Origin of the sequence: Paenibacillus sp. FSL H8-0079, from assembly GCF_037991315.1 — a bacterium.
Taxonomy (GTDB): Bacteria; Bacillota; Bacilli; order Paenibacillales; family Paenibacillaceae; genus Paenibacillus.
In genome coordinates this window covers 615,113-628,606 of sequence record NZ_CP150300.1, presented here as the reverse complement: position 1 = coordinate 628,606, position 13,494 = coordinate 615,113, and the positions used below count along the sequence as shown (strand labels likewise).

The 13,494-nt window shown below is 47.5% G+C and carries 13 protein-coding genes and 1 rRNA gene; 1 reads left to right on the top strand and 13 read right to left on the bottom strand.

The window, feature by feature from the left end; genetic code table 11:
* Positions 1 to 95 precede the first annotated feature (95 nt).
* From MHI06_RS02940 to MHI06_RS02910, 7 genes are all read right to left on the bottom strand, one after another.
* Positions 96 to 1,648 (bottom strand): 16S ribosomal RNA (locus MHI06_RS02940).
* A gap of 536 nt (positions 1,649 to 2,184) precedes the next feature.
* Positions 2,185 to 3,405 (bottom strand): TraB/GumN family protein, encoded by a 1,221-nt coding sequence (locus MHI06_RS02935; protein WP_340400355.1) that lies wholly within the window; start codon positions 3,403 to 3,405, stop codon positions 2,185 to 2,187.
* A gap of 217 nt (positions 3,406 to 3,622) precedes the next feature.
* The gene (locus MHI06_RS02930; protein WP_340400354.1) at positions 3,623 to 4,918 is read right to left on the bottom strand and encodes an ABC transporter permease; all 1,296 of its coding nucleotides are present in this window, start codon (positions 4,916 to 4,918) and stop codon (positions 3,623 to 3,625) included.
* The gene (locus tag MHI06_RS02925; RefSeq protein WP_340402042.1) at positions 4,911 to 5,813 is read right to left on the bottom strand and encodes an ATP-binding cassette domain-containing protein; all 903 of its coding nucleotides are present in this window, start codon (positions 5,811 to 5,813) and stop codon (positions 4,911 to 4,913) included. The genes MHI06_RS02930 and MHI06_RS02925 overlap by 8 nt, the downstream gene beginning before the upstream one ends.
* A gap of 20 nt (positions 5,814 to 5,833) precedes the next feature.
* Entirely contained in the window at positions 5,834 to 6,730 is an 897-nt protein-coding gene (locus tag MHI06_RS02920; RefSeq protein ID WP_340400353.1) for an ABC transporter ATP-binding protein, read from the bottom strand.
* Positions 6,731 to 6,745: 15 nt separating this feature from the next.
* The gene (locus tag MHI06_RS02915) at positions 6,746 to 7,135 is read right to left on the bottom strand and encodes a GntR family transcriptional regulator (RefSeq protein WP_340402040.1); all 390 of its coding nucleotides are present in this window, start codon (positions 7,133 to 7,135) and stop codon (positions 6,746 to 6,748) included.
* 89 nt (positions 7,136 to 7,224) lie between these two features.
* On the bottom strand, positions 7,225 to 7,938 hold the full coding sequence (locus tag MHI06_RS02910; protein ID WP_340400352.1) for a hypothetical protein: 714 nt from the start codon (positions 7,936 to 7,938) through the stop codon (positions 7,225 to 7,227).
* 201 nt (positions 7,939 to 8,139) lie between these two features.
* Between MHI06_RS02910 and MHI06_RS02905 the strand changes: the two genes are divergently transcribed.
* A complete protein-coding gene (locus MHI06_RS02905; RefSeq protein ID WP_340400351.1) occupies positions 8,140 to 8,469 on the top strand; it encodes a hypothetical protein in 330 nt (109 codons plus the stop codon).
* A gap of 110 nt (positions 8,470 to 8,579) precedes the next feature.
* Here the strand turns inward: MHI06_RS02905 and MHI06_RS02900 are convergent, their stop codons facing one another.
* From MHI06_RS02900 to ctaD, 6 genes are all read right to left on the bottom strand, one after another.
* Positions 8,580 to 8,951 carry a hypothetical protein gene (locus MHI06_RS02900; RefSeq protein ID WP_169480735.1) on the bottom strand — a complete coding sequence of 124 codons (372 nt, stop codon included), beginning with the start codon at positions 8,949 to 8,951 and terminating at the stop codon, positions 8,580 to 8,582.
* 142 nt (positions 8,952 to 9,093) lie between these two features.
* Positions 9,094 to 9,558, bottom strand: coding sequence for a DUF420 domain-containing protein (locus tag MHI06_RS02895; protein ID WP_169480736.1), 465 nt, complete (start codon positions 9,556 to 9,558; stop codon positions 9,094 to 9,096).
* 35 nt (positions 9,559 to 9,593) lie between these two features.
* Entirely contained in the window at positions 9,594 to 10,517 is a 924-nt protein-coding gene (ctaG, locus tag MHI06_RS02890; RefSeq protein WP_340400348.1) for a cytochrome c oxidase assembly factor CtaG, read from the bottom strand.
* A gap of 108 nt (positions 10,518 to 10,625) precedes the next feature.
* Positions 10,626 to 10,946, bottom strand: coding sequence for a cytochrome C oxidase subunit IV family protein (locus tag MHI06_RS02885; RefSeq protein ID WP_340400347.1), 321 nt, complete (start codon positions 10,944 to 10,946; stop codon positions 10,626 to 10,628).
* A gap of 3 nt (positions 10,947 to 10,949) precedes the next feature.
* Entirely contained in the window at positions 10,950 to 11,576 is a 627-nt protein-coding gene (locus MHI06_RS02880) for a cytochrome c oxidase subunit 3 (RefSeq protein ID WP_047840264.1), read from the bottom strand.
* Positions 11,573 to 13,462 (bottom strand): cytochrome c oxidase subunit I, encoded by a 1,890-nt coding sequence (ctaD, locus tag MHI06_RS02875; RefSeq protein WP_340400346.1) that lies wholly within the window; start codon positions 13,460 to 13,462, stop codon positions 11,573 to 11,575. Before ctaD ends, MHI06_RS02880 begins: the two co-directional genes overlap by 4 nt.
* Positions 13,463 to 13,494 lie beyond the last annotated feature (32 nt).

Here is a 13,494-nt window from a genome sequence, read left to right as displayed (position 1 = left end):
GAGAGTTTGAGCTCTCAAAACTGAGCAACGAGTGAGTGTTTTGCAGCTAAGCTGCGGTTTTGAATGTTTCCGTTGCAGGAAACGATTCTCCATAGAAAGGAGGTGATCCAGCCGCACCTTCCGATACGGCTACCTTGTTACGACTTCACCCCAATCATCTATCCCACCTTCGGCGGCTGGCTCCTTGCGGTTACCCCACCGACTTCGGGTGTTATAAACTCTCGTGGTGTGACGGGCGGTGTGTACAAGACCCGGGAACGTATTCACCGCGGCATGCTGATCCGCGATTACTAGCAATTCCGACTTCATGCAGGCGAGTTGCAGCCTGCAATCCGAACTGAGACCGGCTTTGTTGGGATTGGCTCCATCTCGCGATTTCGCAGCCCGTTGTACCGGCCATTGTAGTACGTGTGTAGCCCAGGTCATAAGGGGCATGATGATTTGACGTCATCCCCACCTTCCTCCGGTTTGTCACCGGCAGTCTATCTAGAGTGCCCACCCGAAGTGCTGGCAACTAAATATAAGGGTTGCGCTCGTTGCGGGACTTAACCCAACATCTCACGACACGAGCTGACGACAACCATGCACCACCTGTCTAGCATGTCCCGAAGGAAAGGACTATCTCTAGCCCGGTCATGCTGATGTCAAGACCTGGTAAGGTTCTTCGCGTTGCTTCGAATTAAACCACATACTCCACTGCTTGTGCGGGTCCCCGTCAATTCCTTTGAGTTTCAGTCTTGCGACCGTACTCCCCAGGCGGAGTGCTTAATGTGTTAACTTCGGCACCAAGGGTATCGAAACCCCTAACACCTAGCACTCATCGTTTACGGCGTGGACTACCAGGGTATCTAATCCTGTTTGCTCCCCACGCTTTCGCGCCTCAGCGTCAGTTACAGCCCAGAGAGTCGCCTTCGCCACTGGTGTTCCTCCACATATCTACGCATTTCACCGCTACACGTGGAATTCCACTCTCCTCTTCTGCACTCAAGTCACCCAGTTTCCAGTGCGATCCGGGGTTGAGCCCCGGGATTAAACACCAGACTTAAATGACCGCCTGCGCGCGCTTTACGCCCAATAATTCCGGACAACGCTTGCCCCCTACGTATTACCGCGGCTGCTGGCACGTAGTTAGCCGGGGCTTTCTTCTCAGGTACCGTCACCTTGAGAGCAGTTACTCTCCCAAGCGTTCTTCCCTGGCAACAGAGCTTTACGATCCGAAAACCTTCATCACTCACGCGGCATTGCTCCGTCAGGCTTTCGCCCATTGCGGAAGATTCCCTACTGCTGCCTCCCGTAGGAGTCTGGGCCGTGTCTCAGTCCCAGTGTGGCCGATCACCCTCTCAGGTCGGCTACGCATCGTCGCCTTGGTGAGCCGTTACCTCACCAACTAGCTAATGCGCCGCAGGCCCATCCCCAAGTGACAGATTGCTCCGTCTTTCCAGTTCTCTTCAGGCGAAGAAAACAACTATTCGGTATTAGCTACCGTTTCCGGTAGTTGTCCCAAACTTGAGGGCAGGTTGCCTACGTGTTACTCACCCGTCCGCCGCTAACCATCCGAGAAGCAAGCTTCTCTTCAACTCCGCTCGACTTGCATGTATTAGGCATGCCGCCAGCGTTCGTCCTGAGCCAGGATCAAACTCTCCAATAAAGTATTGAAAAGAGCGATAAGCTCATTTTGAATCTGACGAGATTAAAAATCTCATTTGTGCTCCAGCCGATTCAAGCCGAGGCTTGAATCAAACTTTTGCGTTCATTCTGCAAGCAGAATGTTTACTCACTCGTTGTTCAGTTTTCAAAGATCAAACTTGTTTCGCTGCCGAACGTTGTTCTCTTCAGCAACTCTTATATATTATCATGTCCGAACCAACTTTGCAAGCTCTTTTTTCAAGTTTCTTTCGAAGCTTATTTCATTCGCTTGCCGCACCGTGTAAACCGTGTTTTCTTGGCCGGATAAATAATATACCACGCAGAACAAGCACTTGTAAAGAGTTAATTATTAAAAATATTATATCCACATTTTAACTTCATCAAAGACCTTGAATCTAGGATGATATCTTAATTTTAATTGTAGTATCTTTTAGCTTAATCATCTCTACTAAATCCGTCTATCTTCTATATATAGAAGATAACCCTCTCAACTCTCATAATCGAGACAAAAGGGTTACCTTCTAAAGTAATCTATATTTATTTACGTTCTACTTTATATCCTTTATCCTCAAGCAGTTTCACGATGCCTTGATCGCCCAAGTAATGTGCCGCGCCAACAACAATGAAATATTCCTCGCCTTTGCCGTTTTTCAGGTAGCCATCGATTTTATCTGCCATACCGATATTACGATCAACCAGCATTGCTTTGTTATATTCCTCGTTAGTGGAGAAGCTGTTTGTCAGTTCAAGCAGTTGCTCGTCATTACCCGTTTTCCACATCTCAGCCATTTCATTCACACTGCTATCCAGCACATCGTAGTTTTCAATTGTCGCTTTTAGCGTTTCTTCTTGTAACTCTTTGGAAAAGTCGTTAAACATGCCAAGTTGAGATTGATATGTCTCGAGCTCAATAACGGGGATTTTGCGCTCGATCGCTTTCTGGATAAAATACAGATCCACTCCTGCTGACGCTTCGTATCCTGCCGTTGCCGACTTCAAACTTGCAAGTGTACTCTCTACCACCCAAGGCTTGAATGCATCCAAAGCATTAGGCTCCAGACCATTTTTCTTCAAAACATCGCCCAGCTTAGTATACGTTTCACTGGAAATGTGGTCTTTCAGTGTTGTTCCATCCTGATACGAACCCAAACTCAGAACGAGCTTTTGCTGTTCTTCATCAGCGGCTTTGCTAATATCAATCTCTACGCCGAGATAATCAGCTTCGGCAAAAGCTTCTTCAAATTCCGGACGCAACGGGTAGAAGCTCTCATCCGCAATATGCATTGAGCCTACCAGATAGACCGTGTTGCCATTGCTTTCAACTTCCCACATGAAGCCGCGTCCACCGGTTTGAGCAGTTTCAGTTGCTCCACCTTTGGTTACCAGCAGCACCGTACGCGTTGCAGCATCCCAGCGAACTTCATAACCCGCTGCATCACCGACGATGCGGATTGGTGCGTACGTTACACCGTTGATGCGCGTAAGCTTGCTTTTGAGTGTAATCGTTTTGCCATCTACCACAGCAGTAATCGTATCATCTGTCGCAGTTGTTAGCTTCACGTCCATAGCATCAAGCGTAGTCCGCAGTGGAACCAATGTTGTACCTTTCTCCAGGATTGGCGCTCCTGTAGCATATTTCACAGCTTGATCATTAACCTTGACGGATGTTTCTTGTGGAGCAGCCATAGCTGGTACTGCAGATGCGAGCAAACCTACCGAGATTGTAAGAGATAAGAGCATGCGTTTCCAATTCTTCATATTATGTATTCTCCTTTATTGAATATATTTTCCAAGCCAACTTTGATAGAATGGACATCCTTAGATACTACGGATAAAGGTAAGAATTGGTGCCACTCCAAAAAGGAGCAGCACTTTCTCCCTTCATTACTCTCATTAGACAAGAAACAATAGAAACGAAACCCTCATATAGGATCACTGCTAGATATTTGCAAAACAACACATACCACAATCTATCTTAGATCTTATAAGCCTTCATGGCCTTAAATAACTCTTTAAAGGTTGGACGTTTACCGTACATCAACACACCTGTGCGATAAATTTTCGCTGCAAGCCATCCGAAGATGATAATGGATACGATGAGAATCGCTAAGGACGTTAGAATCTCCCAAGTTGGTGCAACTCCTGCGCCAATTCGTACCAGAATCGCGGTCGGCGACGTGAACGGAATGAAGCTTGCGATTTTCAACAACAGAATGTTCGGCGTAGCAATACTGAAGATCGCAATATAGAAGGAAACGAGCGACAGCATCGTGATTGGCAGAACAGCCTGACCGAGTTCTTCAGTACGACTTACCATTGAACCAATGGCAGCAAACAACACGGCATACAGGAAGTAACCCAGAATGTAGAAGATGAGTCCGTACACAATAACCGCAATATTCACATCACTTACATTCATATTGAAGTCACCTAATACTGCACGGTTATGCGGCAGCAAGATATTTCCGGCAACCACTGCTCCGAAGATCCCAATTTGCAGCATCCCCACCATGAAAATACCGATGATTTTACCAAACATCTGACTGAGCGGTGATACACTCGTAATCAGAATCTCCATAATACGTGAGCTCTTCTCAGCTGTGATCTCGGAGGCAATCATGTTGCCTGTCATCATAGTCGAGGTAAACAGTAGGATGATCAACAAGTACACCACAATATAGTTTATCGGGCTCATTGCGCCTTCAGACTCAGTATCTGCTCCGCTTTCATCTGTACTCAAGCTTTGCTCGGTGAGCTTCACAGGTGTTGTAATCAGTTCCTTCTGCTCCGCTGTGAGTACATCCTTCACAACCACATCCAGCTTCACACTCTGCAATGCAGCTTCAATAGATGCAATGATCTGAGGTGATACGTCTTCTGCTGAATACAGAATAGGCTGCGGGAACTCCTGTCCAGCGACAGTTTCAAACTTCAGATAACCATCCGTAAGCCCTGCTTCCGCATCCGCCGCAAGAGCTGCCTCATCTTTGTCACCACTGGTGATGAATCGATAGGCCTGATCTCCTTGAGCCGCAGAGAAACTCTCCAGTTTCTCGGAAACTTCAGGCTGCCCCGTACTTAAAAGACCAATATTTACAGGATTACTGCTTGAAGCTCCGCCAATGGGACCCCCGTTGAATAAGGTAATGAAATATGGAACATTGAGTCCTATAGAAATTAAAAGTGCAAGTACAATGGTCGTCACCATGAATGATTTCGTTTTAACCTTGTTCTTAAAAGTAAATCCCGTAATCGTTCCCATTTTATTCATTCGACTCACCTACCTCACGAATAAAGATTTGGTTAAGCGTTGGTTCCTTGATCTCAAAGTGCTCCACTGTCGTCTGTGCCATCGCTGTTCTGAGAATCTCCTGAGCGGCTTCCACCTGTCCAATATGTATCAGGTATCCACGCTCGTTCCGCTCGACTTTCTTCACACCAGGCAATAGCTCCAATCCATCCACATTTCCAAGCGTACTCAGATACACTTGCTCACGCGGATAACGGCTCTTGATCTCTTTGATCTCTCCTTGCACTACGGTATTGGAACTATGCAAAATGGTGATCTGACGACACAACTCCTCAACGTGTTCCATCCGGTGTGTGGAGAACAGTATCGCTGTTCCTTCATCACGCAATTCCTTAACGGTGGATTTGAGTATCTCTACATTGACAGGGTCCAGTCCGCTGAACGCTTCATCCAGAATGAGAATCTGGGGTCTATGAACCACCGCGGCGATAAAGCCCATTTTCTGCTGGTTACCTTTGGATAACTCCTCAATCTTCTTGTCGTAATACTCGGGTACCTCAAAACGATCCAACCAGTACTTGAGGCTCTGGTCTGCATCCTTGCCATTCATACCACGAAGCCGTGCCAGATAATTAATTTGTTCGCTGACTTTCACCTTCGGGTACAAACCGCGCTCTTCCGGAAGATAACCCATAATCTGTTGCAGCTCCGTATTATAGGACTTGCCGTTGTACAGGATATTCCCTCCGTCCGGGTGAATCAGTCCGAGCACCATGCGCATTGTTGTTGTTTTGCCTGCACCATTGGCTCCGAGTAATCCATAAATCTCCCCTTCTTTTACATTGAGCGTGACTCCATTAACGGCTGTTTTGTCTGCATATTGCTTAACGACTTGCTTTAATTCCAATCGGTTCATCATTTATCGTCTCCCTTCGGTTATTTCCACTGTACGGGTGCATACCCGGCAATCCAGAATGCCAGCACTTCATCCAATTCCAAGTTACGGATTCTCAATACTCGGTTATTCGACAGCTCCAGCCTTTCCTGCGCTTCGCTGACCCGGGTTGTAATTACGCGAACCAGACCTCCCTCTTCCAAAGCAGATTCCACAACACCAGGGATACTCTCTGGTCTTAAGTCTCCTTCATACCAGACTTCCTTCCACTGATCGAGCACCATATCTTTCTCGGCCATCCCCAGCGACTGACCACGGTGCATCAATACGATGTAATCCGCAAGCCTTTTGACTTCGTCCGCAATATGTGTGGCAATCAGAATCGTGGTGTCTCCCCCCGCCATGAAGGTACGGAACTGCTCAACCATCACTTTCCAGGCAAAGGGGTCCAGTCCTGATGAAGGCTCATCCAAAAGTAATAATCTTGGGCGAGCTGCAATTGCAGCTGCAATCTCAAACTTTCGCCGTTCTCCCTTGGACATCTTGTTCAGCTTCACATCAGCAGGCACTTCCATATCGTGTATCAGTTGGTCGAACAACTTCATATCCCAACGCGGGTACCAGTAGGACCGGAAATGGGCTGCTTCCTGAGCTGTTATCCGGTTCTCTTCCGAACCAGCGTTATCTGCCACAAAACCGATCTGTTGTCTCAGTTCAATGGGGAGCAGCCCCTCATGTTCCTTCCCAAACCATATAATCTGTCCGGCATCTGGCAGCACTACTTGCTGCAGCATGTTAAGAAGTGTACTTTTACCTGAACCGTTATGACCGAGAATAGCGACTACATACCCTTCCGGGATGGAAAGATCAATCGGGCCAATAATTCTGCGTTTTCGCATTTTGGATACGCCGTTCAACTGGATTGCTATGGGTTCCATGTATGCATCACTCCCTTACTTCGCGTAAATAGTCTTCAGGACTTCCCGGAACAGGCTCTCCATCTCTTCTTCCGTACAGCCTACCGATTTCCCGGACTGCACCGCTGCCTGCATCGCTTCCTGTGCGGCCTTCAATCTATAATTTTCTCTGTCGACGGCTTCTACCTGGGCCACAAATGTACCTGTCCCCTGCTTCGTACGAAGCAGACCTTCATTCTCCAGATCCTGATAGACCCGTCTAACCGTAATAACACTGCAATTCAGCGCTCCGGCGAACTCACGAATGGACGGCAAATGTGTTCCCTCCCCTAACTGACCCGTAATAATTAACGATCTTAACTGATTTTCAATTTGGTGGTATAAAGGTTCAGCGCTATTTTCATTAATTTGAATGGGTATTTTCACATCTTGCACCTCGCCCTCCGGTACACTCCAGTCTGTTACCTGACCGTGCCGGTTCCATCCTGTATTCGTACTTAAACTCAACTCTCATTTTAATTCAAATCCCGAAGAACCAGCTTCTTCAGCGTCAAGCGACTAAGTAGCCATAACCCCGCTACGCCAGCCACCAGAGCAATCCACATGACCGGGGAAAGCAGCCCCCATGATTTACTTTCATCCATTACAATCCGCAATCCGTAACTGCCTGACATTCGAATCAGCAAGGATATGCCAATGGCGATGGGTATAAAAAGCGTACTGAGAACCAAGTATTTCTTGCCACTGTTCAGAAACTCTCCGTAAATATACAATCCCGTTACCATAAGTCCATAACCTGTACAGGTAAGGCTAAAGGCCAGATATTGATCCCACCTGAATCCTTCTGCATGAAGGTTAACCACATATAGCGATCCGTAGAAAAAGATACCATTGTAAGCAAACGCCATCAGAGACTGCTGTAACCTGGACCACATCACCGCTTGTTCAGGGATAGGAATTCTCCGATAGTAGGCCAGCATCTGCGTATAGGAATCCTCCTGTATATAACGGAAGGAGCGCCTGCAGAACATGAACCCTTGAAATGGCACCATGATTAAAAAGAAGGAATCCACTACAGGATTAATGAAATCTGTCTGTTGTTGTCCTAGTAACATCACACCGCTCATGCTGCCAGTGTATATCATGAATAATGCAGACCATAGCCATTGGAGCTTATCCTTATGCATCTGACTACGGGTCAACCACCACGCCTGCTTCCATTCGTTCATATGCCTGCCTGCCTTTCACTCACTCATCTTGCTTACTGTACTCACTGTGTTTACTGTATATATCAATATACACAGTATATAGACCCAATTCCCATTCCGTCAACCCCTAATTTCCTGAATCAGGAAAATGGGATGGGACACAGTTCGAATTTACGTTAAAATAGAACACAGTACCGAATTAGAGAAAGGAAGTCATCAGCTATGGATTGGCTAATCGAGATCGGGTTTGTCCTCCTTTTTCTTATCGTCGTCATCTGGTTGATCCTCCGGGATGAATCTCATCGTCATTCTGCCAAAAAAGGCAGATACCGCATCCGCCGCAACAACGGTTATGCCGACTCTGCTCCGGGATATTCGGTCATTACAGAAGATGACTCCTATGATCGACATGCCAAACACACACCGGATCACAAACATCATGATTCGGATTCTTCATCAGGCACACATTCTCATCACAACAGCGATAGTGGTAGCAGCAATGACAGCGGTGGAGATAGCGGTGGCGGAGACAGTGGAGGTGGCGGGGATTAGACTTCATTCCGCAAATACAAAAGAAGGGCTGTACCCATTATTGTGTAAACACAATTCGGATACAGCCCTTTGCCGTTCTCTAGCACCTGTTAAAAGAAGAGGCCTTGCGATTAAATGAGGTTATAGCCACTAGGCAGACTGCGGTTGCTACGGATCGCACGAATCTCAGCCAGAGTTAACCGCTGATTCGTAGAGATCAGGGATTCCACGTCATTGCCACGGATCAGATCATCCAAATCTCTCAAGTTGGTGTTGCCTCGGAAGACACGGAATCCACCCTGAAAGTTAGGCCGCGTAAACACAACCAGTGTTGCATTGGAACTTGTTGAGAAGAAGCGCAGGCTCTCTACCCCGTCCAAAATATTGTCCAGGTTACGAAGACCCGTGTTGCCACGATAAATGCGGCTTCTCCCTCTGTAGTTCTCTTCTGAATACACGGTAAGACGTGGATACGTTTGACTGACGTTGACTGTTTTTTTCATTTTGTTTCCCCCTCTCGAACTCATTCTATGAACGAATGAGAGGGAAAGCGTGGACGAATGATCTGCTAGATTCGTCCATTTTCATATTTTCAGAAGAAAGTAGTGACGCACGCCCAAGTAACCTGAGGGTATGTCTCTACTTTTATACGCCGAGGATAGCTTCCCATACCGGACGTGTATGACCACCAGGATATAAGAGATACAACAGGACATACACGACAACACCTGTCAGTGCTGAGCCGAACCAGATCATGGACGTGAACTTGCCCCAGCGGCGATGCGTTCCGAACTTCTTTTTGAATCCCAACACCAGTGTGGAGATGCCGAATACCGCAGCCACGGTAGCCAAGATAATGTGAAAAATCAGAAATATCCGGTAAAAGATCTCCAGATCCGGGTCCCCGCCCCAAGCTGTATTGCCCACGAACACCGTGCGCGACATATAGATCACAAAAAAGATTAAAGCCGCAATCGCTCCTGCGACCATAGCAGACTGGTGTGCCTCACGTTTGCCCCGAATAATCAGTGCCCACCCGATTCCCACCAGTACTGCACTAATCACAATGAAAGAAGTACTGATCGTGGGTAGCAAAAAATACATATCCATCGTGTGTCCCCCCTCTTGTTAGAACATTGACTTCATTATTTGGCAGCCGGATTGAGCGGCCCTCCAGAGCCACCTGCAGGATACGAATCATCGTCATCTTCCTGTTTCTCTTTCCGATACCACTGGAAAAATACATAGGCCAGCATGGAGGCAAAGATCCCCTCTTGAATAAACTTCATTACAATCCCTCCGACTTGCTGATCTTCCTTCGCGGAAGACAAAAAGTTGAAGAAAGACGGCCCACCGAATGAGCGAAGTAACGTCGTAGAATCTCCAGACACACAATACCGCATAGCTTCAGCCCACACCGCCGGGTTGCTGTACGTCTGATACAAAGGCTCAGATGCAAAGATAATTAATCCACACGCAGGCGTAAGCAGCACCATATTCAAGAAAATAAAACCGATCTTGGATAACCCCGATGCTTGTCTACCTTCTGGTAACGGATTCAGTAATGTCCACCACATGAGCATGGAAGTGATGAACAGTGCGATATAATACAACCGGTGAACGGTAAAATTCAACATCACGTAGTCATGCACAATCGGCAGATGATACAGCGAGAACAGTCCATTAAAGAGCACTGCCGCAACGATTGGATGAGCCAGGAACGATAGCTGGCGTGTAGGCAACCAGCGTACGATTCTGCGCCATACCCAGATCGGTAATCCTTTCATCATCAGCGGCGGGGCTACCAGATAGGAGAACGCCATGCTTACCATGTGGAAGCTAAACATCACGTGACCGAGCAGATTAAAGGGCCCTGCCTGAGCCAGATACAGGACAAACAGCCCTGTAATAAACATGATTTTCTGCACAGCAGTCGCTGGCTCTGCATCCTTTATTTGCTCGCTTAATGGTCCGACAAGCACCAAATAAGCTGCAGCAATGATCAGAAATAAAGCCAATACAAGCGGACTCCATAAGTCGTTAAAACTAAAGTATTGCAACCCGAGCATACGGGAAACCTCCCCGTGACCTAATTTAATTGTTGCCAGTATTCCTTTGAGAAGATCCACTCGCTACAAAGGGGAAAAGACGGCGGCAATGCGCCGCCGCCATCTCTTTTACCACCAGACCCAATACAGTGCCATAATGATGCACGTAAAGGCTACGAAAAATCCAAAGGCCATGAACAGGATTGGCATCAAATGCCCTTTATCCTTCATGTGCATCCAGTAACCCAATTGAACGAATACCTGAAGAATCGCCATGACGAGCAAAATAATAATCGTAAAGGTTGTGTTGACCCCTCCAGCAGTAGCAGCCGCAAACGCAATCAGCGTGAGAATAATGGAGAAAATAAACACCACGACGTGTTTCTGTGGCCCTTCCGTCCGGTGACGGTGTTTCACAGGCTGTTCATCTGTCTTATCCTGTGCCGACATGTGTTACCCCACCTTTCCGAGCAGGTACACGACCGTAAAGATGAACACCCAGACCACGTCAATAAAGTGCCAGTACATTGCGGAGACGTATACTTTAGGTGCAGTTACGACCGTCAATCCTTTTTTGAACAGCTGCCCGATAATGATTCCGATCCACACAATACCAAAAGCAACGTGGGCTCCGTGGAACCCGACCAGTGTATAGAATGCTGAACTGAATGCACTCGTGGTCATGCCGAACTCTTTATGTTTCACATACTCATAGAACTCGTATATTTCCAGTGCAAGAAATCCCATACCCAGTACTACCGTGATACCCAGCCACAATGCCAGTGCATCACGCTTACCCTTATGCATAGCCTGAATCGCAAATACACTCGTCAAACTACTAACCAGGAGTATGAACGTTGCAGCGGCCACGAGCGGCAGGTGGAACAATTCATTCGCCGTAGGTCCATCATTGGTTTGACCACGAAGAGCCAGGAAGGTAGCAAAGAGTGTACCGAACAGTACCGTCTCGCCGCCAAGGAACAACCAGAAGGCGATAAGCTTGTTACGTCCTTCCAGCGTTGCTTTCTCCGGTTCATGCGGCAACTTGTCGTTCACCGGTTCGGCATGTGAGGTTGTCATGTTCTCGCCCCCTTCTCATCCTGATCCTCCGGTTCAATATGCCAGCCATGATCATCATAGAGTGAACGAAGGGCCATTGCGCCGAATGTGATTACGAGACCAATAATAACTATAATATAATTGTTGAAAATTGCGTTCATAAATGCATTTCCAAAGTCATCCTTGCTGAACATCAAGCCAAGTCCTGCGATAAAGATACCTACGGACATTACAAACGGCAACGGCGTTGCTGAAGGCATATGAATCGAACCTACGGGTTCTGCCGGTGTCATCTCTGTATGTCCTGCCATCTTTTCCTTCCAATACGCATCGATTCCGCGTACCAGTGGCGTCTGCTTGAAGTTATATTCCGGTGGCGGTGAAGGAATGGACCATTCCAGTGTACGGCCGTCTTCCCACGGATCGTTCGGCGCACCAGCCGGCTTTCTTGTTGTGATCACAATGTTCACAAGGAACATGATCACCCCAACACCCATCAGAAACGCACCGACAGAGCTGACCAGATTGAGCAGGTCAAAGTCCTGATTCGGCAAGTATGTAACGATCCGGCGCTGCATCCCCATCAGACCGAGGAAATGCTGTACAAAGAACGTTAATTGGAAACCGATCATAAATGTCCAGAATGTCCATTTGCCTAATGTTTCGCTCAGAATACGTCCGAACATCTTAGGCCACCAGTAATGCAGTCCCGAGAACAATCCGAGCACCAGTCCCCCTACAATAACGTAGTGAAAGTGGGCGACAACAAAGTACGTATCATGGAACTGGAAATCCGCCGGAGCAGATGCCAGCATGACGCCTGTAACACCGCCCATAACGAAGGTTGGGACGAATCCAACCGCAAACAGATTTGCCGCCGTAAAGCGGATCTGTCCACCCCACATCGTAAAGAGCCAGTTAAAGATTTTGATCCCTGTAGGTACGGCAATCAACATCGTGGAGATGGAGAAAAGCGCGTTGGCTACATTACCAAGACCTGTTGTAAACATGTGATGCGCCCATACCATGAAGCCCAGAAAGGCAATCAGGATGGTAGCAAATACCATGGAGCTGTATCCGAACAACCGTTTACGCGAGAAGGTCGGAATAACCTCCGAGATGATACCAAATGCCGGCAAGATCAGAATGTATACTTCCGGGTGCCCGAAGATCCAGAAGATGTGCTGCCAGAGTACCGGGTTACCGCCACCTGCGACATCGAAGAAATTCGCTCCCAGAATACGATCAAACGTTAAAAGTACAAGCCCTACCGTGATGGCAGGAAAAGCAAAAAGGATAATGGCAGATGTAATAAATGTCGTCCATGTAAACATCGGCATCCGCATGTAAGACATGCCTGGAGCACGCATGGTAATAATCGTTGCGAGAAAGTTAATGCCCCCGATGAGTGTTCCCAGACCCGCGATCTGGAGACCGATGGTGTAGAAATCCACGCCATGCGTTCCACTATATTCACTGCCCGAAAGCGGCGTATATGAAGTCCAGCCCGCATCAGGTGCTCCGCCCATAACCCAGCTCAAGTTCAGCAACAACCCCCCAAACAGGAACGTCCAGAAACCGAGTGCGTTAAGAAATGGAAAAGCAACGTCCCGTGCCCCGATCTGTAAAGGCACAACAGCATTCATAATGGCAAATATAAGTGGCATGACACCAAGGAAAATCATCGTTGTTCCGTGCATGGTAATCAATTCGTTGAAGACCTGTGCTGATACAAAATCATTCATCGGTTTCATCAGTTGAATCCGAATCAAAATGGCTTCAATGCCGCCGATTCCAAAGAAAAATCCACCCGCAACCAAATAGAGAATGGCGATTTTTTTGTGATCGACGGTGGTGATCCAATCCATCAAGCCCCTGTACCTCTTGACGCTATGCGCATGAGCCAAGGTTGTGTACCCCCTTCTTCGTCCTTGCTGTT